Source organism: Micromonospora sp. PRAS1, from assembly GCF_059553435.1.
In genome coordinates this window covers 46,119-70,797 of sequence record NZ_JCANNB010000031.1, presented here as the reverse complement: position 1 = coordinate 70,797, position 24,679 = coordinate 46,119, and the positions used below count along the sequence as shown (strand labels likewise).

Annotated in this window: 18 protein-coding genes and 1 pseudogene; 9 read left to right on the top strand and 10 right to left on the bottom strand. The window is 68.1% G+C overall.

Annotation, left to right across the window (positions count from 1 at the left end; translation table 11 throughout):
- Positions 1-53: 53 nt before the first annotated feature.
- A complete protein-coding gene (locus AC507J_RS24490) occupies positions 54-4,271 on the bottom strand; it encodes a HEAT repeat domain-containing protein (RefSeq protein ID WP_496291537.1) in 4,218 nt (1,405 codons plus the stop codon).
- A gap of 278 nt (positions 4,272-4,549) precedes the next feature.
- Here AC507J_RS24490 and AC507J_RS24485 point away from each other — a divergent pair, with 278 nt between their 5' ends.
- Positions 4,550-5,506 carry an SCO2521 family protein gene (locus tag AC507J_RS24485; RefSeq protein WP_496291536.1) on the top strand — a complete coding sequence of 319 codons (957 nt, stop codon included), beginning with the start codon at positions 4,550-4,552 and terminating at the stop codon, positions 5,504-5,506.
- Positions 5,507-5,512: 6 nt separating this feature from the next.
- On the opposite strand, the gene AC507J_RS24480 is transcribed toward AC507J_RS24485, so the two are convergent.
- The 4 genes from AC507J_RS24480 to AC507J_RS24465 all read right to left on the bottom strand — a co-directional run bounded on the left by AC507J_RS24480 (position 5,513) and on the right by AC507J_RS24465 (position 10,267).
- Positions 5,513-6,490 (bottom strand): SCO2522 family protein, encoded by a 978-nt coding sequence (locus AC507J_RS24480; protein WP_496291535.1) that lies wholly within the window; start codon positions 6,488-6,490, stop codon positions 5,513-5,515.
- Positions 6,475-7,404 carry an SCO2523 family variant P-loop protein gene (locus AC507J_RS24475; protein WP_496291534.1) on the bottom strand — a complete coding sequence of 310 codons (930 nt, stop codon included), beginning with the start codon at positions 7,402-7,404 and terminating at the stop codon, positions 6,475-6,477. Before AC507J_RS24475 ends, AC507J_RS24480 begins: the two co-directional genes overlap by 16 nt.
- Positions 7,404-9,245, bottom strand: a complete 1,842-nt coding sequence (locus AC507J_RS24470; protein WP_496291533.1) for an SCO2524 family protein — start codon at positions 9,243-9,245, stop codon at positions 7,404-7,406. Before AC507J_RS24470 ends, AC507J_RS24475 begins: the two co-directional genes overlap by 1 nt.
- Positions 9,246-9,475: 230 nt before the next feature.
- Positions 9,476-10,267, bottom strand: coding sequence for an SCO2525 family SAM-dependent methyltransferase (locus AC507J_RS24465; protein WP_496291532.1), 792 nt, complete (start codon positions 10,265-10,267; stop codon positions 9,476-9,478).
- A 624-nt stretch (positions 10,268-10,891) separates the two neighbouring features.
- Here AC507J_RS24465 and AC507J_RS24460 point away from each other — a divergent pair.
- On the top strand, positions 10,892-12,568 hold the full coding sequence (locus AC507J_RS24460; RefSeq protein ID WP_496291531.1) for a family 43 glycosylhydrolase: 1,677 nt from the start codon (positions 10,892-10,894) through the stop codon (positions 12,566-12,568).
- 306 nt (positions 12,569-12,874) lie between these two features.
- Here AC507J_RS24460 and AC507J_RS24455 read toward each other — a convergent pair.
- The 5 genes and pseudogenes from AC507J_RS24455 to AC507J_RS24435 form a co-directional block, all read right to left on the bottom strand.
- Positions 12,875-13,009: pseudogene (locus AC507J_RS24455) on the bottom strand (FAD-dependent oxidoreductase); the annotation flags it as partial.
- Positions 13,010-13,361: 352 nt separating this feature from the next.
- The gene (locus AC507J_RS24450; RefSeq protein ID WP_496291553.1) at positions 13,362-13,826 is read right to left on the bottom strand and encodes a DIP1984 family protein; all 465 of its coding nucleotides are present in this window, start codon (positions 13,824-13,826) and stop codon (positions 13,362-13,364) included.
- The gene (locus AC507J_RS24445; protein WP_496291552.1) at positions 13,823-14,611 is read right to left on the bottom strand and encodes an alpha/beta fold hydrolase; all 789 of its coding nucleotides are present in this window, start codon (positions 14,609-14,611) and stop codon (positions 13,823-13,825) included. The genes AC507J_RS24450 and AC507J_RS24445 overlap by 4 nt, the downstream gene beginning before the upstream one ends.
- A gap of 97 nt (positions 14,612-14,708) precedes the next feature.
- On the bottom strand, positions 14,709-15,278 hold the full coding sequence (locus AC507J_RS24440) for a DJ-1/PfpI family protein (RefSeq protein WP_496291530.1): 570 nt from the start codon (positions 15,276-15,278) through the stop codon (positions 14,709-14,711).
- Between the two features lie 88 nt (positions 15,279-15,366).
- Positions 15,367-16,110 carry a GntR family transcriptional regulator gene (locus AC507J_RS24435; RefSeq protein ID WP_496291529.1) on the bottom strand — a complete coding sequence of 248 codons (744 nt, stop codon included), beginning with the start codon at positions 16,108-16,110 and terminating at the stop codon, positions 15,367-15,369.
- A 301-nt stretch (positions 16,111-16,411) separates the two neighbouring features.
- Here AC507J_RS24435 and AC507J_RS24430 point away from each other — a divergent pair, with 301 nt between their 5' ends.
- The 7 genes from AC507J_RS24430 to AC507J_RS24400 all read left to right on the top strand — a co-directional run bounded on the left by AC507J_RS24430 (position 16,412) and on the right by AC507J_RS24400 (position 24,627).
- Positions 16,412-17,827 (top strand): sugar ABC transporter substrate-binding protein, encoded by a 1,416-nt coding sequence (locus AC507J_RS24430; RefSeq protein WP_496291528.1) that lies wholly within the window; start codon positions 16,412-16,414, stop codon positions 17,825-17,827.
- The gene (locus AC507J_RS24425) at positions 17,824-18,774 is read left to right on the top strand and encodes a carbohydrate ABC transporter permease (RefSeq protein WP_496291527.1); all 951 of its coding nucleotides are present in this window, start codon (positions 17,824-17,826) and stop codon (positions 18,772-18,774) included. Before AC507J_RS24430 ends, AC507J_RS24425 begins: the two co-directional genes overlap by 4 nt.
- Entirely contained in the window at positions 18,774-19,685 is a 912-nt protein-coding gene (locus AC507J_RS24420) for a carbohydrate ABC transporter permease (RefSeq protein WP_496291526.1), read from the top strand. The genes AC507J_RS24425 and AC507J_RS24420 overlap by 1 nt, the downstream gene beginning before the upstream one ends.
- On the top strand, positions 19,685-20,752 hold the full coding sequence (locus tag AC507J_RS24415) for an ABC transporter ATP-binding protein (protein ID WP_496291525.1): 1,068 nt from the start codon (positions 19,685-19,687) through the stop codon (positions 20,750-20,752). Before AC507J_RS24420 ends, AC507J_RS24415 begins: the two co-directional genes overlap by 1 nt.
- On the top strand, positions 20,752-21,828 hold the full coding sequence (locus AC507J_RS24410) for an ABC transporter ATP-binding protein (protein ID WP_496291524.1): 1,077 nt from the start codon (positions 20,752-20,754) through the stop codon (positions 21,826-21,828). The genes AC507J_RS24415 and AC507J_RS24410 overlap by 1 nt, the downstream gene beginning before the upstream one ends.
- Before the next feature lie 69 nt (positions 21,829-21,897).
- A complete protein-coding gene (locus tag AC507J_RS24405) occupies positions 21,898-23,358 on the top strand; it encodes an NAD-dependent succinate-semialdehyde dehydrogenase (RefSeq protein WP_496291523.1) in 1,461 nt (486 codons plus the stop codon).
- Positions 23,359-23,409: 51 nt separating this feature from the next.
- Positions 23,410-24,627, top strand: a complete 1,218-nt coding sequence (locus AC507J_RS24400; RefSeq protein WP_496291522.1) for an iron-containing alcohol dehydrogenase — start codon at positions 23,410-23,412, stop codon at positions 24,625-24,627.
- Positions 24,628-24,679: the final 52 nt, after the last annotated feature.

Here is a 24,679-nt window from a genome sequence, read left to right as displayed (position 1 = left end):
CGAGGACAGGTGACCACGTGATCGCGCCTGGCCGGACACTCCCCCGGGCTCGATCACGGGAAGTCGTCGGGCGTGATGCCGGGCAGCGTGGCCAGTAGTTGCCCGGCCAACCGCCGTACGGTGTCGTCGTCCTCCCGGCGGCCGAGCCGGATGAGCAGCTCCCGGGTCCGGGTGTCGCGGTAGTGGTGTCGGGTCAGCGCGAGCAACGCGGTCCGGCGGATCTCCCAGTCGTCGTCCGCGGACAGCCGGAGCAGTAGCTCCGGCACTCCGGCGCGGCCGGCCAGGGTCGCGCCGAGCTGTCCCACCGCTCGGCGCCGGACCTCGAGGGCCGGGTCGTCGCGGACCAGCCCGACGAGCAGCACCTGAACTTCGGGGTCGGCACCGAAGTGCTCGCCGAGCGCGGCGGCGATGCGGGCGCGGATCGCCGGGTCCTGGTCGGCCAGGCGGCGCATCAGTCGCAGGGTCACCGCCATGGAGGCGCTCCCCTGCTCGGTCAGGCAGCAGACCGCGGCGTCGAACACGGTCGGGTCGGTGTCCGACTCGACGCATTCCAGCAGCACGTCGGTCACCACGTCGGGACTGCCGTACCGGCATAGCGTCCGCACGGCAGCCAACCGGATGCCGACGTAGCTGTCCCGGCGGGCCCGCCGGCACAGTGTTTCCACGAGGCCGCCCTCGACCTCGCCGTGCCCAACGAGCGCGTCGGCGGCTGCGCGCAGTACGTTCGGGTCGGGATCCCGGCTGACCTGTTCGGCCAGGCACTCCCGCACGGTGGGGTCGGGCGGATCGGCGAGACGGGCCAGGCTGCGGGTGACCCGCAGCCGGACGAGCGCGTCCCGCTCTTCGAAGGCTCGGCTGATGAGCAGATCGCGGGTGGCGTGGCCGAACAGTTGTCGGCCGGTGAGCAGGTCGACGGCGGTGAGCCGGACGCTCGCGGTCGGGTCGCGTCGGGCGCTCTCCAGCAGCAGCTCTCCGGTGCGCGGGTCCGGGTGGGCCTCGGCCAGGGCGCGTACCGCGGCGAGGCGCACCGTGGCGTCCTCGTCGGCGCGAGCCGCGTGCGCCACCACGGTCCAGCAGGTGTCGTCGGTACTGTCCCGGTCGATCAGCGCGGTCACGGCGGCAGCCCGCACGGAGGCGTCCTCGTCCTGTTCGATCTGGTCGATCAGCCGGGTCCGGCAGCGTCCGTCCCGGTCCGGCACGAGCGCCAGCCGCTGCACGGCGGTGGCGCGGAGCCGGGCGGAGCCGTCCGAGCTGGCCAGCTTCAACAACAGGTCGGTCTCCTCCGGGCCGGCCCGTCCCGGCAACAGTCTGGTCACCAGACAGCGCCGCACCTCGTCCGGGGAGTCGCCGGTCATTCGCTGTAGCGCACGGCTGCGGGCGGTCTCGGCGTGCTCGGGCAGGGCCAGCAGGGCGGCCAACGCCCCCTGCACGACTGCGGGATCGGGGTCGGTGGCCAGTAGTCGCTGAAGGGTGCCGGGTGCGTCCGACAGGTCGGTGCAGCGCGCGGTGAGCACGGCGACGGCGGCTCGTCGTACTGTGGTGGCGCTGTCCTCGGTGGCCCTGAGCAGGGCGTGGCGTATGTCGCCGGTGAGTTCCGCGCGGCCGCCGAGAGACTGTACGGCCAGCGCGCGGACCGCGGGGTCGGGTGAGTCGGCGAGGTCGCGTAGCTCGTCGGTGAGGTCGGAATCGGCGCCGAAGTGAGTGATCAGCGCCCGTACGGCGGCCTGCCGGACGGCGGTCGAGACCTCGGCCCGGGCCTGGGTGATCAGGATGTCCCGGTAGCGACGACGGTCGCCGTCGGTGCTGTCCAGCCGGCCGGCGGCTTCGGCGAGCCCGGCGACCAGGGTGAGGTGGGCCTGCCGCTCGCGGCCCTGCTGGAGTTCCCGGACCAGCAGTTCCTCCAGGTGTTCCCCGGTGGTGGAGAGCGCTGCGGCGATCCGGGTGGCGAAGGCGGAGCCGGAGCGCCAGCTGGTGTGTACTCCGCGGCGGCGGTACCAGTTCAGGAAGGTGTGCCGGCCGGGCCAGTTCGGCCCGAGGGCCCGGACCGAGGAGAGCAGTTCCTGTTCGGTGAGCTCCGCCAGGTTGGGGTCGTCGGTGGAGATGCCGTGTTCGACAAGCAGCACGACCTGGCGCAGCACGGCGTTGCCCGCGTCGGTCAGTTCGGCGGGCTGTGGGGTTTCGGCCACGCATTGCGCGGCCAGCACCAGGTTCCAGGGCGGGGCGGTCAGGTTCAACGGCGGCCAGGGTCGGGTGGTCTCGGTGGCGAGCAGGGTGATCAGGTCGTTGGCGATCCGGGCGGGTAGGGCACCGGCGACGAGCCGGAGCACCTCTCGCCAGGACGGGTCGGCCCAGTGTTCACGGAACAGAGCGCGGAGCCGGTCGAGGTCCCAGGCGTTGGGGTCGTTCTCGATCCTGTCCACGATCTCCTCGGCGCAGAAAAATTCCAGGAACGCGCGGTGCACGAACCCGAACAGTCGCAGTCCGTATCGTTCCAGGATGAAGCTTCGCTGGCGCAGTTTGTCGATCATCGAGTAGGCCATGGCGAGCGCCCGCTCGTTCTCGAAACCGTAGAACGCGACGAGGTGATCGCGGAAGACGCGGGCCAGTTCGTCGGAGTCGATGTAGTTGCCGGCTGGTCCCGATTCCCGGAACTGCATGAGGAATGCCAGGTGGCGCAGTAGCCGGCGCTTCGCCTGCAGGTCCAGCGAGGGTACGTCGCCGTGGCTCTCCCGCAGTTGTTTGGTCACGTCCCACTCGGAGATGAGGACGTCGGTGACGTGCGCGTACAGTCGGCGTCGGTTGCGAGGCAGGGGGTGGCTGCGGCCGACGATCGTCATGAGCATCAGCAGCAGTGGGTTGCCGGCGATCTCGTGCATCGCTCGGGAGTCGCGCAGCATGTCGAGGAGCTGGCGTCGTTGCCGTTGTGCTTCGACAGCCGGGGTGGGCATCACGTAGCGGTACCAGTTGTCGAGGAACTGGGTGATCTGTTCGTCGTCGAGGTCTTCGAGGGTGAAGTGGTCGAAACCGGCGTTGGCGAAGGTCTGTCGCTGGTAGCCGGCCGCCCGTGAGGTGACCACCGACAGCACTCCCGGGTACTCGTTGGCGAAGGTGGCGATCTGCGCGGCCACCTCTTCGCGCTGGACCGGGTCGAACACCTCGTCGAGGCCGTCGAAGAGAAAGAGGGCCTGGCCACCCTGGCGCAGGTATGACCCCAGCACCTCCTGGTCGATTCCGGTCAGTCCCTGTTGGTGACGGTGGCCGACGTAGTCGAGTAAGCCGTCGCAGCGCCCGTCGCCGCGGTGCACGGCGTAGGAGCGCAGTTCGATCAGCACGGGCAGGTACTGGCTCAGCGCCGCGAGTCGGGGTTCGTCACAGGCTCCGGCCAGCGCCAGTGCCAGGTACCGTGCGGCCGCTGACTTGCCGGAGCCGGGGTCGCCGAGCAGGACGATCGTCCGGCGGCCGGGATCGCAGACCACGTCGAACAACGAGAGCGCGTCCTTGGCCGCGTACTCCTCCCAGAGTCGTTCGAGCTCCTCCGGGTTCACCACCCCGGGTAGTCCGCTGGTGTCGCCGTCCGACGTGGTGCCGGCCCACCGCCACCAGGCAAGTGGCATCTCCGGGCGGGCCTCCTCGTGTACTCGGGGCTCGACGAACAGTTTCGGCAGCCCGACGGTGAGGTAGCCGATGGTGGGACGTGGTGAGACGGCGTCGACCGGGACAGCCTGGTATCTGAGCGCCAGTTGCTTGTGGTAGTGGCTGCGTACGGCTTCGGGTAGGTGGGTGTCCGGGTCGGCGGGTCCGCGTGCCGGGGAACGTCCGCTGCGTACGTCGGCCAGCGCCGCGGTGACCTTGGCGGTGAGGTCGTCGACGCTTGTGAAGAAGGCACACAGATGTCGTTCCTTGAGTTCCCGGCGCAGTTCGACGATCCGTTCCCCGTCGGCACCCCGGTCGACCAGGTCGACCGGCCAGGGGGTCTCCTCAGCGAGGAGGAAGACCAGGCAGGGTTTTCCGGATGCGAGTGCCTCGCGGTACTCCAGTTCGGTGATGGAGGATTCCTGACCGGGCGGGCGGAATCCGTAGCGCCAGGCGAACAGTCCGATATAGAGGTCGCAGCGACGGACGTCGGCCAGGCAGCGATCGAGCGGTGGCCGGAAGTCGGCACCGTACGCCTCCATGGCGACGTCCTCGATCTCCAGACGACGTGCCACTGCGTGTACGGCGGCGCGATATTCCAACAGGTCTTTTTGAGTGGCCGAAATGTAGACCTTCATAAACGGCAACTCCAGGGGTAGCTGGCGACCGCACTATCGAAAATATCAGCCGTCGTCACCTTCGTGCGGCCCGTGGCGCTTCACCGCCGTGGGATTCCCGCCGATGTCGGGCCTATGATGCCCCCAGCGCAGATGCCGGCCCGCGGGTCGATTCCCGTTGTCGCGGGGTCCCGTTGCCTCACCCAGGGTCGGTGTCGGCGCGGGTCACGGCGAGGGTGAGTCAGCGGAGGTCGCATTCCGCAGGATGATTGCGGGCGGACGGCGATGCGGAGGAAGCCATGATCACGTTCGGCGAGGTGCACACCAACCTGCTGCAACACAGCACGGCGCTGGCTCAGGAGCAGAGTTCGGAGGTGCTCAGCCTGGTCGAAGGCGAGGCCGTGCTGACCTCCCGCCGTCCGTCGCTCTATGCGGTCTCGCCCGATGTGCGCACCGGCGTGGACTGCTGGCTGCCCAGCGCCAAGCGGCGGAGGTTACGGGGGGTGGGCGCGGTGGTCACCCGGGCCATCATCACCGGTGGCCGGATCGTACAGGCGTCGACGGTCCTCCAGGTCGTCGCCGGCGAACGTCGCCAGCCCTGGTCGCACTATCTGGCCAACCCGGGCGTCCTGGAGACGGTAGGCAAGCTGGACAGCGCCGACCTGACCGCTGGTTTCCTGCACGGCAACGACGCGGAAGTGCTGAACCTGGAGGCGATCACCGGACGGGTGCTCGACGGGGTGCAGATGTCCGACCTGCTGGATCGGCGTCCGCCGCTGCGTGCGGCGCGTACCCGGCTGCGCTGGACCGCGCAGGTGGGCCAGCAGCCGGACCGGGAGGTCTCGGCCGTCGTCACCGTGGACTCCCCGACCCTGCGTACGGTCAAACTGGTGCTCGCCCCGCAGGACGTGCCGGCGGCCGTGGCCGGTCTCTGCGAGGATCTTGCGCTGCACGACTGGCTGCTAACCATGCTCTCCTCCCTGATGGAGGCCGTTGTCACCCGGTCGGGCAACGGGCAGGAGCACGTAGAGCGGTTGCGCCCCGTGTTGGAGCACCTGCTGCATCTGTGGTTGCCGGGCGCGCGGGTCGACCCGCGGCTGCGGCCGATCTGGGAACGGCTGGAGCAGGTGCCCGGATTCAGCCGGCAGTGGAACTCGTCGGTGAGCTGGATCCGTGATCAGATCAGCGTCGGCAACCTGGCGCTGCTGCGTGACCTGGCGGGCCGGATGTCGGTCGACCAGCCGTGCGGACGCTGAGCACACTCACCCGCCGATGAACACGTAACTCAGCCGGTCGACGAGCTCGCTGGGCAGGTGCAGGCCCTCACCACCGGCGCGCCGGGCGACCTGTTGGGCGACCGCCGGCGGTACCGCGACCTGACCGAGGATGGTCCGCACCGCCAGCTCGACCGGCAGGTACTGGGTGTCCATGAGGGTCAGTGTGCGGTACGCGCAGAACGGCGCGGCGGTCGGATTGAGCTGAACGACCGCCGGCAGCTCGTCCCAGTCGGTGGGTAGCTCCCCGGTGAGCCGGCTCGGTTGCATCAGGGTCTGCCCACGGTGCCGCAGCACGCCCAGCCGGGCCATCTGCCAGACCGATGCGAGCAGCGCGCACGCCCATACCCGGGTCTTCGGTTCGCCGGACCACAGCTCTATGTCGACGAAGATCGAGTGGCGGGGGTCGCCGGACTGCACCGGCGGAGACCAGGGACGAGGCAGGGTCATCGCCGGCGCGTCCACGTACCCGGGTGAGCGCATGCCGTTTGACAGCCAGCCGGATTCACTGAGCGGCGGCCGGCTTCCGGTGGTGTGCCGGGGTGGTTCCACCACGAGGGTGTCGACCACCATCTGGGCGAGTTCGACGCCGCCGTGACGGGCGAAGCTGGATTCCCGGGCCACGTAGTCCAACACCAGGCCGAGTTCCGCCGCGGCGCCCTGCACCTGCGGGATCACCTCGCGTGGCGAGCCGAATCGGTGGAAGTAGTCGTCCACCATGAAGCAGGTGCTGATCCGCGGCTGACGGTGGGCCGGCAGTCCCTGGCGGGCCAGGGCCGGGATCGCCGGCGACCAGTCGGCGATGCGCGCGAACCTGCGCCGCAGATCCCGGCAGCCGGTGCCGAAGTCCTCCGCGTAGAAGTGGCCCAACTCGACCGACAGATGTGAGTACGCCACGCTCTCTGTCCGACGCACCGCAGCTGCCTCCTGGAACCTGACATCCACGTCGATCACACGGTTTCCCATGCGGTCTCGTCGAAGAGCTTTTCGGTCAGCTCCACGATTGCGTCCACCGTCTTCACATTCGCGATCTTGGCTTGTACGTCGTGGTCCGAGATGAGCTGTTCCCGCCACTGCAACAGCGGGTCCAGCGGCACCGCGCCGAGCAGCGTCGTGCGCCCGACGCCTCGGCGACGGGCCAGTTCCGACAGCTCCGTGTCGCACTTGCGCAGGAATGCCTGCTGCGCGAGGTCGAGATGGCCGACCTCGGGGCCACGGGAGTCGATCACCGCCGTGCGGATGAAGCGCAGCGACTCCCGCAGCCGCTCCGGCTCGTGGCCGTATTCCTTGCCCATGGCGAGGATGCCGCCCGCTTCGAAGGCGAGATCTGCCGCTGCGGTGACGTGCTGGGGGGTCCAGCGGTGGAAGACCAACCAGCGCGCGGTCACCTTGCGTAGCGCGGGGGTCGCCGTGGCAGCCAGCACGATCTGACTGGCGTACGACCGGCCGGCGCTGAGGTCCACGAGGGTCAGGTCGAACTCCTCTTCCAGCCGGAGGAAGAGTTCGGCGCAGCGTTTGGCGATGTCGTTGGTGAAGCCGAACTCGCTGCCGTTGCGCTGGCCGGGTAGCAGCACCAGCGGACCCGACCCGATTGGTCGCTGGCGCAGGCTGGCCCGTTCCGAGGCACCCCAGACGTCCAACTGCTCGGGAAACGGAATCTCTCCGCGCAGGTAGCGGTGCAGGCCGCCGCCGTTGGGACCGGCGCCCTCCACCCCGTTGACGGCGTCCGGGATCTGGAACGTGATGCCAGCGGTCGGCGAGCCGAAATCGTAGTCCAGGTAGCAGGTGGGGCGGCCGGACAGGGCGCTGCGGTAGGCGAGGTTCGCGGCGGTCACCGAGCGACCGGTGCCACCCTTGTGCGACGTGACGAAGACCAGCATCAGATCCCCTCGCTGGCTTTCTGCTGCCCGGTGGTGATGTCGTTGAGCAGGAGCAGCAGCGTGTTCGCCAGGGCGGCTGCCGTGCCCGGGCGTTCGTCCACAAGCAGTTGCGCCCGACGCAGGCTGGCCCGGATGCTGCGCATGCTGCGTTGCATCGCCTCGCCGGCGAACGTGCCGCGCATCAGCTCGCGGTCGAACAGGTATTCCGCCTCGTCGATCAGATCCTGTGCGTACGCGGCGAGCCGACCGGCGCGCGGGAAGGGCCGTTCCCAGAGCAGTTGACCGGCGTTTACCAGCGCGTGCACCACCCGCTCGGTCAGGTACCAGGAGGGTGCCTCCGGTTTGGGGGCCAGCCCGGGGAAGGCCCCGCCGGCGTGGTCCCACAGCCCTCGGTGCCGGCCGTCGGGGATGCGGCGCAGCAGCAGATGGCCCCACACCTCGTCGGCCAACTCGAGCAGTTCGCTGCGCCGCCGGGCGTTGCTCAGCAGGCCGGCGACCGTGATCGCCCGCTGGAGCAGCACCGTGGAGAACTCGTTCACGACCCACGTCATGATCGGCTTGGACGTGTCGTCGTTGAGGGTGACCCGCTTACCAGGGGTGTGCACGAGCAGCGCTGACTCGCCGGGCGATGCGCGTCGGGTGACGCGGGCCCGCTGTGCCAGTTCCACAAGCACCGCGGCGATACGGCCGAGTTCCTCGTCGCCGCCGCGTCCGACCGCGAGCAGTCCCTTGACTGCCAGCGACGTCGTTTGGAGGGTGTAGTAGTCGGTGCGGTCGCCGTCGGTCGTGCGCCACGGGATGTCCTCGATGGGCCATCGCCGCCGGTTGCCGAAGGTCGCCACCGTCGCCCAGTATGTCCGGGTCAGCTCCCAGCGTAGTTGCAGGGCCCGGGACAGCCGCTGTTGTTCCTCGTTGAGCAGGCCGAGCAGGCGGGTACGTTCGGAGTTCAGGTCTTCGATGGCGTCCATCGCGATGACCGTGAAGTAGAGATAGGGGGCGTTCTCGGCCGAGCCTTCGCGTTGCCGGCCGATCGGCTCGCTGGTGGGGACCTCCTCGGCGCCGGCGATGGTGCCCCAGGACCAGCCGCATTCGAAGAGCATGTCGCTGTTGTCGAGGTCTTCGGTGACCCGGCCTGACCCGATGACCACGCTGCGCAGGCTGGCCATGGTGTCCCGCAGCTGCTCACGCAGCGCCGCGACGAGTTCCCGGCGCGGCAGCTCGTCCTGGTTGACCATGTCGCACAGCCGGCGGCCGTACTCGTCGGTGGAGGTGAAGACGAAGGTGCTGAAGCTGCGCAGCAGACCCACCATGGCGGCGGTGAGCCGGATGCCGGCCATCGCCTCCAGGTCGTCCAGTTGCGCGAGCAGTTCCCGTCGCTTGGTGGCCTTGCGGTAGACCTTGACGAAACCGATGGTCGCCAGCGTGAGGGTGACGGAGACGGCGAACGAGTCGACGATGTCCAGGGACCGTTGTTCCTCGGTGAGCTCCGGGCCGCCGTCGACCGGGGTGAGGTAGCCGCCGCCGCCGAAGATGGGCGTGCCGTCCTCGGCGGTGTACCGCCGGAAGTAGTCGATCACGACGCTGACCAACCGGCGGGGAATCTCGATCGCACCGCCGATGGGGCTGAGGGCCTCGACCACCTCGTCATCGGCGCGGTCGGGGTCGTCGAGCGACAGCACGGGGATCTTCGCCGCGGGAAGGAGCAGGATCAGCAGTTGCTCGGCGTCACTTATGGAATTGCTACCGCTTCGGCCGCCCCAGTGCCATTCGCCCTTCTCCCAGCAACTCCGCACCGTGGCCCGCCAGATGTCGAGGATCTCCTGGCGCGGTTGTATCCGCATGATCCACCGCCGTCTGCATGTAGTCGCCGACTCGGAACCGCTGGTGTTGCCGTGCGCACGATGATCCACGATGACCGGCACCGATGTGCAGTGTCATGGTAACGGGCCGGTCGAGTGCCACCGGAGACGCTCCGCCTCCCGCATGTCGGCGAGCCGCAGGACGTGGTGCAGGGTGCCCGCCCCGGCAGGCCGGGGTCTCCACTCGGCGGCGACCATGATACGCACCGGCACTATCCGCGGGTGCGGCCGGTGGCCAGCAGCATGCTCAGGTATCCGTCGCGCAACGGCGGTCGGGGGTGCTCCTCGTGGACGGTCACGTCGTACGCGCCGGCCGCGATGCCAGCCACCACTTCGGCGCGATGCAGCGCCACGGCCGGGAAGGAGCGCGGGCCGACGCGGTAGCCGGCGGACCCGAGCATGACGGCCACGGCGAAGGGTGCGCCGGGGCACAGCGCCCGCAGGAACCGGGCGACGGCGTGTTCGGCCTCCGCCCGATCGGCCGAGATGGAGCAGGCCACGAAGAACATGGTGCCCGCGTCCCAGGTGTGCTCCGGCAGGTCGAAGACGCTGGTCCGGCAGACTCGGCCGACCTGCGCCAGACGCCGTCGCGGATCGGGCAGCGCCGCGTACGCCGGATGCTCGACGCAGACCTGCCAGTACGGATCCCAGAGTTCGTCGTAGCCGTTGACCTGCGTACGCAGCCAGCGCACATTCGACGTCGACCACTCACACAGGTCGACGGCACGCGCAAACGGCAGGAGTGCCAGGGCCGGATAGAGGTTGGCACCCGATCCCACGTCGACACAGCGCGCGTCGGCCAGCTTCGCACCGGCGAAGAAGTCTCGGGTCCGCCGGAGCAGCTCCCGGTCGTCGGAACGTAGATCCGCGTAGTTGTGCCGGACATAGGCCTGCGGGTCGAACCCGTCCCACTCGACCTCGGTGTTCACCGGCCTCGGGGACTGGATCGGCACGGATGACGCGGGCGACTCGCCACAACCGCCGGCAGCCGGGGTCAACGCCATGGACGTGCCTCCATCGATGTCAGCAGATCACACTCGGTTGTCGCGCCGGCGCGCTCAGTACTCCGACCATTGTGTATCGAACCTGTTGCCTGCCCGCAAGGGACGGCACGTCACCGCGGAACGAGGAGCGGCAACCGGACGACGACCCATCGAGGCGGCACTTCTCACCAGCTGCTCCGCCAGCTTCCTCTCCCGTCAGCATGATCACGATGCTCGTCGATACGATGACACCGTCCAACTCCCGGCTCAGCAGCCTGATCGAGTCAGCTCGGATGACATCGATGCTCTTGACATGCTCCAGATTACGGCGTTAACATCACCGCAATCTTGTTAGCGTTAACAGGGGTGCTCGGTCGTTTGGACCGCACCGAACGAGGCCGAGCCACGATGGACGTGTGCGCTGAAAGCCCGCCTTCAACCCCCTTCACCGTCACCTGCAAAGGCCGCCTCACCACCGACTAACCACAATAGGCCGGCTGCACGGTAAATCGGAAAACCTCGCCCGTTGTTTGCGCTAACGCCGTCGAGACGGAAGGTTGTTGCCTAATGGCTAACGAGCGGACCGCTGGATCCCGACGTCGAGGTATAGCAGCCATTGGCCTTGCTCTTGTGATAGGGGTAGGCGTGGGCCAGCTGACACCGATTGTGCCGGCCTCCGCGGAGAAGCCCGTGCAGCCGGGGGCGCCGGGCGTCGGACCCCAGACCCCCTCCGCCAAGGTGCCGCTAAGCGGTGTCGACATGACCCAGACCTATGTGAATCCGATCAATCTGCCGGGAATGGCGGTACGCAACATCGTAGGGACGATGCCGCCCACGGACACGAACGTGGCAAACACGTCGCAGATTCCAGCCAGCTTGAACCTGGAGACGTGGACGGCGGCGTCCGGGCGGACTCTCGCGGGCCGATCCACCGTCGGTTTCAGCAGGATCTCGGAGAACTCGGCCCGGACCGGAGCGGACTGGTCCGCGCTGAACGTCGACGGGACCATCTATCTCTACGCATCCGGCGCCATGCAGAGCGCGCCGAACAACGACCGAACCGTCTGGTCCACCACCGACTACCTGACGTGGACGCCCCATCAGATGAACCTGGGCGTGGTAGCACCAACCGTCGTGCAGATCGGCAACAAGTTCTACATGGCCGGCAACAACACGCCGGTCTATCAAGCGGACTCCCCCACCGGGCCGTGGACCAGCATGGGGAACTTCCTGCGTCCGACCGGCCAGACCCTGAGCGTCGGCGACGTGCAGTTCTTCCTGGACACGAACGGTCGGCTGTACTTGACGTACAACATCGGCTCGCCGATCATGGGCGCCGAACTCGACCCGAACAATCCTCGCCGGCTCATCAGCGACCCGGTCGTGCTCTGGACTTTCGACCCGCGCCAGGAGTGGCAGCACATCGGTGACAACAAGGCAACCTACACGCACGGGTACGTGGAGGGTTCACAGCTTTTCAAGGTGGGAAAGACGTATTACCTCTCGGTGGCGTCCGGTGGGACCGAGTTCACCACGTACGCGACGGGCGTCATGTCTTCGAACCAGCCGCTTTCCGGGTTCAAAGTCACGCAGCAGAACCCGATCGGCTATGGAAACAACCACCCGAGTGCGGTATATCCGAACGCCGGGCACGGCAGTTTCGTACTCGACAGTTCCGGTAACCTGGTGTTCTTCTACACCTATGTCATCGCATACGAGGAGTTCTTCGAGCGACGGCTGGGAATGGACATCTGCAACGTGATTCCCAACGGCCCGCAGAAGGGAGCAATCGATTGCGAGCTGTCCAACACGCCGCAACTGGCCCCCGGCAGGAAGATCTCGGGCAGGGATGACGTCGGTCTCTACAATGTTGCCACCAACAGCCAGGCCTACTGGGCGAGCAGCTACGCCTCCGGGCGCAACCCGTACTACGGCGGGGACCGCTTGCTATCCACCTGGTGGGAGCCGGCCGACAACGACGACGCGCCCACGTACATCAGGGGATTCGGGACCGTCTTCCACATCTCCGCAGCCCAGATCCAGTGGAAGGAACTCGGGCGGGCGTTCACGAAGGACAACGCCGTGCAGTACACGCTGGAGTACAAGGACATCCCGACCAACACATGGCGGACGCTTGTCGACCGGAGTACGAACACCACCGCGTACACGGCTGACTACGTCACCTTCGACCGGGTGCTGACGAACGCAGTCAGGCTGAAGATCCTGGGTACCACCGAGAACGTGAAGGTAGGAGTCCACGAGCTCAACGTGTTCGGCGAGAACTACCACCTGGCCGCCTCGAAGGGCATGATCACCCCGTAGTCCGGCCGCCCGGGTTGTGCAGCAGGGAGCGGGCGAGGTCGACCTCGCCCGCTCCTTCCTTGGGGGGTGTCGGCGGGTCAGGGCCAGGTACGGCGTCATCTCCACCGTCGGCGCGGTGAACCGCAGCAGCGCCGTGTACGGTGCCGCAGCCGGCTCCGCCAGCAGATCTGCGCACGCCGACGCCCACCAGGGCGGGCCGACGTACGGCTGGCGCAGCAGCATCCGGGTCGGCCGGTCGACCACCCCCGGCACGCCGCTTTCCGCCTGGCGGCGCAGTTCCGTGTATGTCTGCCGCGCCCAGCGCAACACCCGCGGGTCCTCGCCCGTGTGGGTCGGATACCAGACCGCGGCGGCCACCGTGGACACCGTGTCCGCCGGGTCGTGGGCGGACAGCACGGTCACCCGCGCTCCCCGCTGCTGGAGAGTCACCGCCGCCGTCATGCCGACGACTCCACCGCCGACCACGACCACGTCCGCCGCTGCCGTCATCGTCCGCTCCCGTCACTCGTACCGCTGTCGTCAGCGCGCGCCTGCCATGCTCCGAATGCGGTAGCGGACGAGCTGTACCTGTATGGGTTGCGGAAGGCCCCTGTCCCACCCTCGCCATCGTGGATCTGCACCCGGTAGTGTGCCGTGCCCTGTACGCCGTCACCTGTGTGCTGTGCTGGGCGTGCGATGTGTCTGGGGAGTCGAACCCCTACGCCTGCCCTCGGCGTGCCAGGAGGGACCCGGATTACCCGCCGGATCTCGGGTTCGTGCACGCCTCCACGTCGGCTACCTGCTCCGCGACCTCTCAGTCCAGGAGATCGACCTCCCAGTTCATCCGCTGGATCAACGTGTCGACCTCGCGAAGTTGCCGGGCGAGGTCGTCGGCCTGCCTGCGCAGTTGCGCCACCGGAAGCGCCGGAATCATCTTCAGCTCCGACCGCAGCTGCCGAAACCCTCGCTGGCCCTCACCGGCAGCGGCGTCGGCGGCAGAGGTGACCACGCTGTGCCGCAAACGAAGCACGTCACGGCGTGCCAGCGCGTCGGTGAGGGTGCCACCGTCAACCGGGGTGGCGGCATTGGTGCGGTTGATCCGCCGAATCAGCGTCTCCAGCTCACCGAGCACCTCGCCGGCCTCCGCCAGGAGAGCCGCGGCGTCCTCAGCAGGCGTCTCACCTTCCTGGTACCGAGCGCTTGCGGCGATGCGGGCACGGAGTTGTTCGGCGCGCCGCGTCGCATCCGCGCGCAGCGCAAGAGCCTCAGCAAGCTTCATGCGCACCAGTATGGCCAGCGAAGATCATCGCCGCCTTCCAATTTCGCGGACCACGGCAACGAGAGAAAGCACGACAACAGTTTCCTGAACTCGTACGGATGCTCGATCGCCGGCACGTGCCCGCATCGGCCGAACACGTGCAGACGGACATCGGCCAGGTGTTCGAGCAGGGGCTGGGTTGCCGTCGCGAGCGGGGTGAGGCGGTCCTCGGCGCCGTGCACGAGCAGCACGGGCGCGCGGACCGCTGCCAGCGTCTGCGCCGAGAGGGTGAGCTCGTCGACCCATCGTGCCCTGGGTGGCGGGAACAACGACGCGAATGCGGCCGCCCCCGCTCGCATCGCAGCTGCACGGGCATCGACGGCCGAGTCGGTCACGAGCGTCTGGTCGAGGACGAGGCGACTCAGCATGTCTCGTGCTCCGAGCGGGCCAGCGGGAGCGGCCCAGATCGCGTCGAGGTCGGCGGAGAGCGGCGCCCCGGGGGCGCCCATCGTCGAGACCGCCACGACACGGGTGACCTGCTGGGGACGCGCGGCCGCCAACGCCAGCGCCACGGCACCGCCCATGGAGTGACCCACCACGGCGTAGTGCTCGATACCGAGAGCATCCATGAGACCCGCGGCCTGCTCCGTCCACAGCCGGAGCCCGCCCCTGGAGCCTGCCGGAATAGGTGTACGGCCGAACCCCGCCTGATCAGGAGCCACCAGGTGCCAGGACGTGCCAAGCGCCTGCGCCGTCGTTGCCCAGGCTCCGGACCCGGTCGTGCCGGGTCCGGAGCCGTGCAGCATCAGCACCGCAGGCCCGGTGCCACTCTCCAGGACGTGGACGGGTGAACCGTCGACCGTAACGGTCCGAAGTGCCGTCACCGGGGCACGCCAGCTGCGCTCAAGCCGATGCGGGGTTGACGGACTTCGAGAAGACCTCCATCATCGCCCGGCCGAACTGCGGCATGTCGGGCCACCCCCGGCAGGAGACCAGGTTGCCGTCCACGACGTCGGGGGCGTCGATGACCGTCGCCCCCGCGTTCTCCATGTCACCGGTGATGGGAGGGAAGCAGGCCGTCTTTCGACCCTTCAGTAGCCCGTACACCGCTGGCACCTGAGCGCCGTGGCACACCAGCGCGATGGGGAGGTTGCGCGCGAAGAAGTGCTCGGTGATGCGCCTGACGTCGGCGTCGACCCGGATCCACTCGGGGGCACGCCCCCCGGGGATGATGAGGGCGTCATAGCGTTCGACGTCGACCTCGGACCAGGGCACGTCGACCGGCAGCTTCCGGCCGTTCTTCTCCACGTACGCGTCGGAGTTGGGGTCAAACTCGTGGATGACCAGTTGCACGTCACGCAGCGTCCGTGACGAGACGTCAACGTCCCAGCCGCCCTCCTGCACGCGGTAGTAGGGGTACATGGTGTCGAGTTCCTCGGCGGCGTCGCCGGTCAGGAGCAGCGCTCTGGGCACCTGCTTCTCCTCGCGTCTGGGGGCGGGCGAGATAGATCCAATACGATCCGATCCGGTAGGGTCAGCATTCCTCGGGTCAGCCCACCCGTCAAGCCTCTACCGTCACACCATTCGCATCCTTGATTTCGTCAAACAGTCGTCGGAAACGCTCGCCGGACCGCAAGATGTGCCGACGCATCGCGTAGGCGGCGGCGTCGGGGTCACGCGCGGCGATCGCGGCCACAACTTCCTCGTGCTCGGCCATGGCCAGGTGAGTGACCTGAGCGTCGTGGTGCAGCCGGAAGAGGTGTACGTGGCTGTGCAGGCGAGCGAGCGCTTCCCGGATGACCTGGTTCTCCGCGCTCAGGGCGACGAGATCGTGAAAAGCGGCGTCGCGTAGACCGAAGGCGCCATAGGCGGCGGGCCCGCTGCCCCCCTCCAGCTCCGCCATCTCCCCCAGCATTCGTCGCAGACCGGCCACCTGCTCCAAGGATGCGCGTTCGGCGGATCTGCGCGCCGCTGCCGGCTCGAGAAGCAGGCGGACCTCGAGCATGTCCTCGAATCGGTGCCGGGTGATCTGGGGAGGAATGCGGTAACCGGCATGGGGCACCCGGACGACCAGGCCCTCGGCCTCCATGCGGTTCAGCGCGTCCCGGATCGGCGTCTGCGAGACCCCCAGCTCTCGTGCCAGGACGTCGATCGTGACGCGGGAGCCAGGCTCGATCCGTAGCGACATCAGCTGTCCGAGCAGCGTGTCGTACACCTCGTCGGCAAGCCGGCCGCCAGCTCTTCCCGACGACGTTCCGCCCGTCACGGCCCTACGGCCCCGCGCGATCATCGCTTCGTCGTCCATCGTGACGTGAGGTCCTTCCTTGCGCCTTCGGGGACCTATTGACATCGGTCACAATCCTGCGACATGCTGACGCCCCCACTGGATCGTATAGGAAAAGTTGCGGGCGCTCGCGATCCTGCATCCGCCCACCATCGCTCTACTCGATCACCTGAGCGCACTCGTGACGCCGGTCCGCAGGTCGGCCTCCGCGACAGCCCGGCAACACGCCTGAACTACCCAGCAACTGCTCGGCGAAGCACAAAGCGAGGCCCTAGAAGTCCGAACCCAGAAGGCAGGCAGGAAGATGCGGCATGCAAAGCGAATGGGACGATCGTCCGCTCCCGGGCGAAGGGTGCAACTGGCAACGGCGGCCATGCTGCTGGTGGCCACGACCGTGGCGGCTTGCGGCGATGGCGGGGACGACGGCGCGACGGCGGACACCCCCAAGGCACCCGCGACCGTCCCGGAGCTCACCAAGGACCCGCTGACCCTCAGCTTCATCTGGTTCGACTGGCCCCCCGCCCAGGCACTGGAAGCCTTCGCGAACGCGGAGTACAAGAAGGAGCGGCCGAACGCGACCATCAAGGTCAACACCGTGCCGAACGCGAACTGGCACGACGCGATGTTCACCCAGTTCGCCGCGCGCAAGACCGACTTCGACATCGCGATCCTGGACTCGCAACACATCGGCGAGGCCGTGACGAACGGCAACATCCTCGACCTCACCGACTTCGTCAAGAACAACATCGACGTCGAGGCCTACAACCCGTACCTCCTGGCGGCGTACGGCCAGTTCCCGCAGGCGGAGACCGGCAAGCGCGACGAGAACGCCAGCCTGTACGGACTGCCACTGCTCGGCGACACCTGGACGATGATCTACCGCAAGGACCTGATCGGCGACAAGCCACCGCAGACCTGGGACGAGATGATCTCAGTCGCCGAGCGATGCCAGACGGACAATCCTGGCGTCAGCGGGCTGGCTTTCCACCAGGCCAACGGCTCCGACGCCGCAGCCGTCACCTACAACACGGTAAACGGCGTCTACGGCGGCAACCTCTGGGACCCGAAGACCCGCAAGATCGAGGGCGTCCTCAACGACGCTGCCGGCCAGGAGGCGATGGACGTCCTGGTCAACAAGATGAAGCCGCTGACCGCCAAGGGCTCCGGCAACTGGTTCATCGACGAGGTGAACGCGGCGGTCGCCCAGGGCAAGGCGTGCATCGCGTTCAACTGGATCGCCGCGAGCGGCGGCCTGCTCGATCCGAAGCAGTCGACGCTCGGCACCACCCGGGAGCAGATTCTCGACAAGCTGGGTTTCGCCACCCTGCCGAGCCAGAAGACGAACCTGGTTCCGCTCGGCGGGATGGGGATGCACGTGTCGGCCTATTCCGCCAAGGAGAACCAGGCGGAGGCCCTGAACTTCATGAAGTGGTTCGAGCGGGCCGACATCCAGAAGAAGTGGGCCGCGGCCGGTGGGGTGCCATCGCGTACGGACGCCCTGGAGTCACCCGAGTTCCTCAATGCCGGGCCGTTCAACCAGGTGTACGCCGACTCGGTTCCCCGGATGCGGGACATGTGGAACGTGCCCGAGTACGCGCGCCTCGTCGACATTGAGAACACCAACGTGAACGCGGCTCTGAACGGCGCGAAGAAGCCGAAGGATGCGCTCGACGACATCGCCAGGGAGCAGCAGAGCGTGCTCGACTCCAGCAGCCGCAAGGGTGGCGGCGGACTGTGAGTGACCCCGTACCGCTGACGACCGATCGCCCCGGGCAGGTGGCGGCTGCGACACCACCTGCACCGGGTCGGTCCCGCCGGCTGAGCGACCGCGGGCTCGCCGCCGCCTTCATCTCCCCCGCGCTGCTGCTGTTGCTCGCGATGTCGGTGTTCCCGTTGCTCTGGGCGCTGTACCTGTCTTTCACCGACTACTCGGCCACCCGCGGCGGGCCCGCCCATTTCATCGGGTTCGCGAACTACACCGCCATTCTGACGTCGGCGCAGGTCCACCAAAGGGCCCTGACGACGTTGATCTACGTGGTCGGCGCGGTCACCCTGCAGACCGTGCTCGGTTTCGGCATCGCCTACCTGATCTCCCGGCGCACGCACGGGCGAGGAGTGCTGACCACTCTGTTCCTGGTCCCGATGATGCTGTCGCCGGTCGTGGTCGGGCTGTTCTGGCGCTTCATGCTCGACGCGCAGTTCGGCGTGATCAACAGCATGCTCGGCTCGCTCGGCCTCGGCCAGGTGGAGTGGCTCACCCGGCAGCGAACGGCACTGATCTCCCTGATCGTGGTCGACACCTGGCAATGGACGCCGTTCATCATGCTCATCGCACTTGCGGGCCTCACCGCGGTTCCCAAGTACCTGTACGAGGCCGCCTCGATCGACCGGGCGTCCGAGTGGTTCCGGTTCCGCACCATCACCCTTCCGCTGGTGTGGCCGCTGCTCCTCATTGCCGTGTTGTTCCGGGCCATCGAGGCTTTCCGGCTGTTCGACCTCGTCTACATCCTCACCAACGGAGGTCCGGGTGTCTCCACCGAGACGTTGTCGTTCCACGTCTACAAGGTCGCGTTCCTGGGCTTCAACACCGGAACCGCCTCGGCGTACGGGATCCTCATGGTCCTCGTCGTCATCGTGCTCACGCAGTTCTACCTGCGCTACTTGAACAAGCTCAAGGAGGGCTGATGGCCGTCTCCGTCGACGAGGCCGTGTCCGCAGGTCCGGCCCGGGATCGCACGCCCCCCGCGCGCCGCCTGGGCGGCCGGGGCCGCTCCGTGCTGGAGATCGCGCTGCTGACCGTGCTGGCCGTCGTGATGCTCTTTCCGGTGCTGTGGATGATCGAGACGTCAATCAAGGAAAATCGGGACGTCTACGCCGTTCCAGCCGAGTTCTTCGGCTTCACGGTCACCATGGACCACTTCAAGGACGTGTTCGTCGGTCCCGACGGTGGTCGCTCGGCCTTGTCCGTCGCGTTCCTCAACTCCGCAGTGGTCGCCGGGGCCTCCACGGTGCTGGCCACCCTGCTGGGGGTCCCGGCGGCCTGGGCCTACTCACGCTTCGCGGTGAAAGCCAAGAAGGACCAACTGTTCTTCATCCTGTCCACCCGCTTCATGCCGCCCGTGGTGGTCGTGATTCCGATTTTCCTCATGTACCGCCAGATCGGGCTCATCGACAGCAAGCTCGGCCTGATCCTCATCTACACCGCGTACAACCTCCCGTTCACGATCTGGATGATGAAGGGGTTCGTCGACGAGGTACCCGCGGAGTACGAGGATGCGGCCATGCTCGACGGCTACACCCGTTTGCAGGCGTTCCGACGATTCACCCTTCCCCTGCTCGTACCCGGCATCGCCGCAACGGCGGTCTTCGCGCTCATCTTCTCGTGGAACGAGTTCGTGTTCGCCATCTTCCTCACCTCCAGCGACAGCGTGCGGACCGCCCCACCCGCCATCGCCGGCCTCATCGGTGGCACCACGACGGACTGGGGTCTCGTGGCCGCTGCCTCCGTGGTGTTCGCCCTACCGGTGCTCGTCTTCGCCTACCTGGTGCGCAAGCACCTCGTCGCCGGTGTGACGCTCGGGGCGGTGCGACGCTGATGGCGGGCATCGAGGTGACCGCCCTGCACAAGCGCTACCCGGACGGGACGGTCGCGGTTGATCACGTGGACCTGTCCATCAAAGATGGCGAGCTGTTCGTGATGCTCGGTCCTTCGGGTTGCGGCAAGACGACCACGCTGCGGGCCATCGCCGGCCTGGAGCGGCAGAGCACGGGCGACATCCGCATCGGCGACACGCTTGTCAACGACCTGCCGCCGGCCGAGCGCGACATCGCCATGGTGTTCCAGTTCTACGCTCTCTACCCGCATCTGAAAACCCGCGACAACCTGGCGTTCCCACTGCGGGCCGAGGGACTGCCCAAGGCAGAGGTGCACAAGCGGGTCGACGAGGCCGCCCGGCTGATGCGGCTCGGTCCGCTGCTGGACCGGCGACCGCGCCAGCTCTCCGGCGGAGAGCAGCAGCGCGTCGCGCTCGCTCGCGCCCTGGTGCGACGACCGCGCGCATTCCTCATGGACGAACCGCTCACCAATCTGGACGCGGAGCTGAGGGCGGACATGCGCACGGAGATCAAGCACCTGCAGGGGGAACTGGGGTCGACGATGGTCTACGTCACTCACGACCAGGTCGAGGCGATGTCGCTCGGTCACCGAATCGCCATCCTCAACAAGGGCCGCGTCGAGCAGATCGGCACCCCGCTGGAGGTCTACGACCGTCCGGCGAGTCTCTTCTGCGCCGCATTCATCGGCTCACCGCCGATGAACCTGATCGAGGTGGAGGTGTCCGACGGGAAGCTGCGCGGTCAGGGCGGACTGGTCCTCACCCCACCGCCAGGCCTGCCGCGCGACCGTTGCCTGGTCGCGGGCGTCCGGCCGGAGGCGCTGGAAGTCACGGAACCAGGAGCGGAACGTTCGGTCCCGGCCCGCGTGGTCTCGGCAGAGTGGCTGGGCGACGAAATCATCTACGTGGTTGACCACGGCGGCCAGCGCGACGTACGGGTTCGGATGCCGCCCACGCTCCGTTTCGCCGCTGACGCACCGGTCGGGCTGCGGCACACCGGCGGTGCACCGGCCGTCTACGACGTGCGCACGGAAGAGCTGGTGGCCTGATGGGAACCGTGGCAGTGCACGGGCTGTGCAAGTCCTTCGGCAAGGTCCAGGCCCTCGACGGGGTGACGCTGGACGTGCCGGACGGCTCGTTCTTCGTCGTGCTCGGACCCTCCGGGGCCGGCAAGACGACGACCCTGCGGGCGATCGCCGGCCTTGAGAAGCTCGACGCCGGGTCGGTGCATCTGGACGGAAGGGACGCGACCGGTGACTCACCGGCCGCACGCGACCTGGCCATGGTCTTCCAGAACTACGCCCTCTACCCGCGACACACGGCGTACGAGAACATCGCTTCGCCGCTGCGGGCACGCCGCTGTTCGTCGAGCGAGATCGCCGCTGCCGTCAAGCGGATGTCGAGCCTGCTGCACATCGAACGTCTGTTGCAGCGTCGTCCCGCGCAGTTGTCGGGCGGTGAGATGCAGCGTGTCGCCCTGGCCCGGGCGCTGGTCCGTCGTCCGCGCGCGTTTCTCATGGACGAGCCGCTGACAAATCTCGACCTCAAGCTCCGCGTCGAGATGCGCACCGAACTCACCCGCATCCACCGGAGCCTCGGAGCCACATTCGTCTACGTGACAAACGACCAGGTTGAGGCCCTGTCCATGGCCGACCAGGTCGCGGTCCTCAAGGAGGGGAAGGTGCAACAGGTTGGCACGCCGACCGAGGTGTACGAGCGTCCAGCCAACCAGTGGGTCGCAGGATTCGTCGGGAGCCCGCCGATCAGCCTGCTCGCCTGCCGCGCCGAGGGAGATCGTCTGGTCGGTGCGCAGGGATGGACGCTGCCGCGTCCCCGCTGGACCACGGCTGAGGACGGTCGTGCGCTGCTGCTGGGTCTGCGCGCGGAGGACCTCTCCGTCGAGCAGCGTGGAAACGCGTCGTTGTCGGGGGAGCTCTACGGGCTTGAGCCGCTCGGTGACCGAACGGTGGTCGACGTCCTAGTGGGGACGGAGATCGTCAAGGTCAAGGCACGACCCACCGTCACCGGTACGCCCGGCGAGCGGCTGCTCGTCACGGTCGACCTGGACCGTGCGCACCTGTTCGATGCGGGCACCGGGCTCTCGCTGTCCGAGGCCGGGCGGTAAGCGCGCCGGGCGGCGACGGCACCATGCGCCCGCACACGGCAATCGAGTCTCGGCGGAGGAGATGACGCAGTGAGTGACCCGATGAACGTCCTGGCCCCCGAGCACCGGCGGCTCCGGATCGGCGACGCCTGGCGCGAGGCCGCAAGCGGAGCCACCTTTGCCGTCGAGGACCCGGCCACCGGCAAGACGATCGCCGAGGTGGCGGACGCCGGCGTCGTGGACGGGCTCGCCGCTCTGGACGCGGCGAGCAAGGCGATGGCGCGGTGGGCGGTGACCCCGCCGCGCAGACGGTCGGAGTTGTTGACCGCGACATACCGGGCACTGACCGAGCGGTCCGAGGAGGTCGCCCGGCTGATAACGCTCGAGATGGGCAAGCCGCTCGCCGAGGCTCGGGCAGAGGTGGCCTACGGTGCCGAGTTCTTCCGTTGGTTCGCCGAGGAGGCGGTACGCGTCGAGGGGCGCTACAGCACCGCTCCCGCAGGTGGATATCGCATCCTCACCGTGCCGAAGCCGGTCGGACCATGCGTCTTCGTGACGCCCTGGAACTTTCCGTTGGCCATGGGCGCTCGCAAGATCGCTCCTGCGCTGGCGGCGGGCTGCACGACGATCACCAAGCCAGCCGCCCAGACGCCGCTCACCATGCTGTTCCTGGCCCGCATCATGGAGGAGGTCGGCGTTCCCCCGGGCGTCGTCAACGTGGTGACCACCAGGCGTTCCGGCGAGGTGGTCTCAGCGCTGCTAGCCGACGGTCGGACCCGCAAGCTTTCGTTCACCGGGTCGACCGAGGTCGGGCGCGTGCTGCTACGACAGGCTGCGGACAACGTGCTGCGTACCTCCATGGAGCTGGGCGGCAACGCGGCCTTGATCGTGTGTGCCGACGCTGACCTGGACGTCGCGCTCGACGGTGCGATGGTGGCCAAGATGCGCAACATCGGGGAGTCCTGCATCGCGGCCAACCGGATCTACGTCGAGGAGCCGGTGCGCGAGGAGTTCACGGCGCGCTTCGCCGAGCGGATGGGCGCGCTTTCGGTGGGCCATGGCCTCGACGACGGCGTGGACGTCGGGGCGTTGATCGACGACGCCTCGGTCACCAGGATCGACGAGCTCGTCGCCGACGCGGTCGACCGCGGCGCCCGGGTCCTGGTGGGCGGCGCGCGTCCGGATGGGCCGGGCCACTTCTATCCGCCTACGGTCCTCGTCGACGTGCCCGAAGATGCGCGGATGCTGGACGCGGAGATCTTCGGCCCGGTGGCGCCGATCATCTCGTTCACGTCCGACGACGAGGTGCTGGCGAAGGCCAACGACACCGAACACGGCCTGGTCGGATACGTCTTCACCCGTGACCTGCAGCGGGCGCTCCGGTTCACCGAGGGGCTGGACACCGGGATGCTCGGCATCAACCGTGGTCTGATATCGGACCCGTCGGCTCCGTTCGGAGGCGTGAAGCAGTCCGGGATCGGCAGGGAGGGGTCGCACGAGGGCATCCTTGAGTACCTCGACCTGACGTACGCGGCGATCGACCTACCGTGACCTGGACGTCCGCCCAGCAGATCGCCGCCGACGTTGCGGAGAGGCACTGACATGCTTGAGACCGTCCGCGGACCACGCCAGCTGATAGTGGGCGAAGGGGTCGCGCAGAACATCCCACGAGTGGTGGCCGAGAGTGGCTCACGAGTCCTCATCGTGACCGACCAGGTGCTTCTGGGGCAGCCGCGCGTGGCCGAGATCGTGGCCGCCGTGCGGGAGAAGGTCGAGGTCCTCGAGGTGTTCTCCGACGCGACTCCAGACGTGCCACTCGCCGATGTCGCCCTGGCCGTCTCGGTCGCCGCCGAGGTGGACGCCGACGTGATCCTCGCCATCGGGGGCGGCACGGTGATCGACCTCGCCAAAATCGTCGGCGTCATCCGGCGCCACGGTGGCACGCCCCGCGACTTCTACGGCGAGTCGAAGGTGCCGGGGCCGACGTTTCCTCTCGTCGCGGTCCCGACGACGTCAGGCACCGGCTCCGAACTCACACCCGTCTCGGTGTTGACCGACCCGGACCGCGAGCTGAAGGTGGGGGTCTCCAGCGTCCACATCGTGCCCGACTTCGCCATCGTCGACCCCGAACTCACCTACACCTGCCCTGCGACCGTCACCGCCCACTCCGGCATCGACGCGTTTTGTCACGCGGTGGAGAGCTACACCGCGCGACCCCGGGCCCACGGACCGCGCGACCCGGTGGAGCAGGTCTTCCTCGGCCGCAACCCGGTCACCGACCATTACGCGCTCCTGGCCGCGGAACGGATCGCCCGTAGCTTGCGTCGTGCGGTCAGGGACGGCGGCGACACTGACGCGCGCGCGGACATGTCCTACGGGTCCATGCTCGCCGGGCTCGCCTTTTCCCACGCGGGCAACGCGGCCCCGCACGCTCTCCAATACCCCATCGGCGCAGCCACGCACACGCCGCACGGCCTGGGCGTCGGGTTGCTACTGCCCTACGCGCTGGACGCGGCCAGGGATGCCATCGGCGACCGGCTGGCCATCCTCGCCGGGGTGTGCGGGCTCGACGTGACCGACGCCTCGGCTGCCGAGGCCGCGGAGACGTTCCTCACCTGGCTCGACGGGCTCCTTGCCGACATCGGCATCCCGCCCACCTTGGCGGACATCGGCGTGGCACGCGCCGACCTGCCGCGTTTCGCGGAAATGGCAAGTGGCGTCACCCGCTTGATCCAGAACCATCCGGGCCCGACCGACACCGCCAGCCTGACCGCGATCCTCGAAGCGGCCTGGGCCGGGGATCGGACCCGACGGTCCTGACTCCGAGGATCGAGCAGACAGGACGAATGCGCGCTCGAAACTGCAGTCCCGG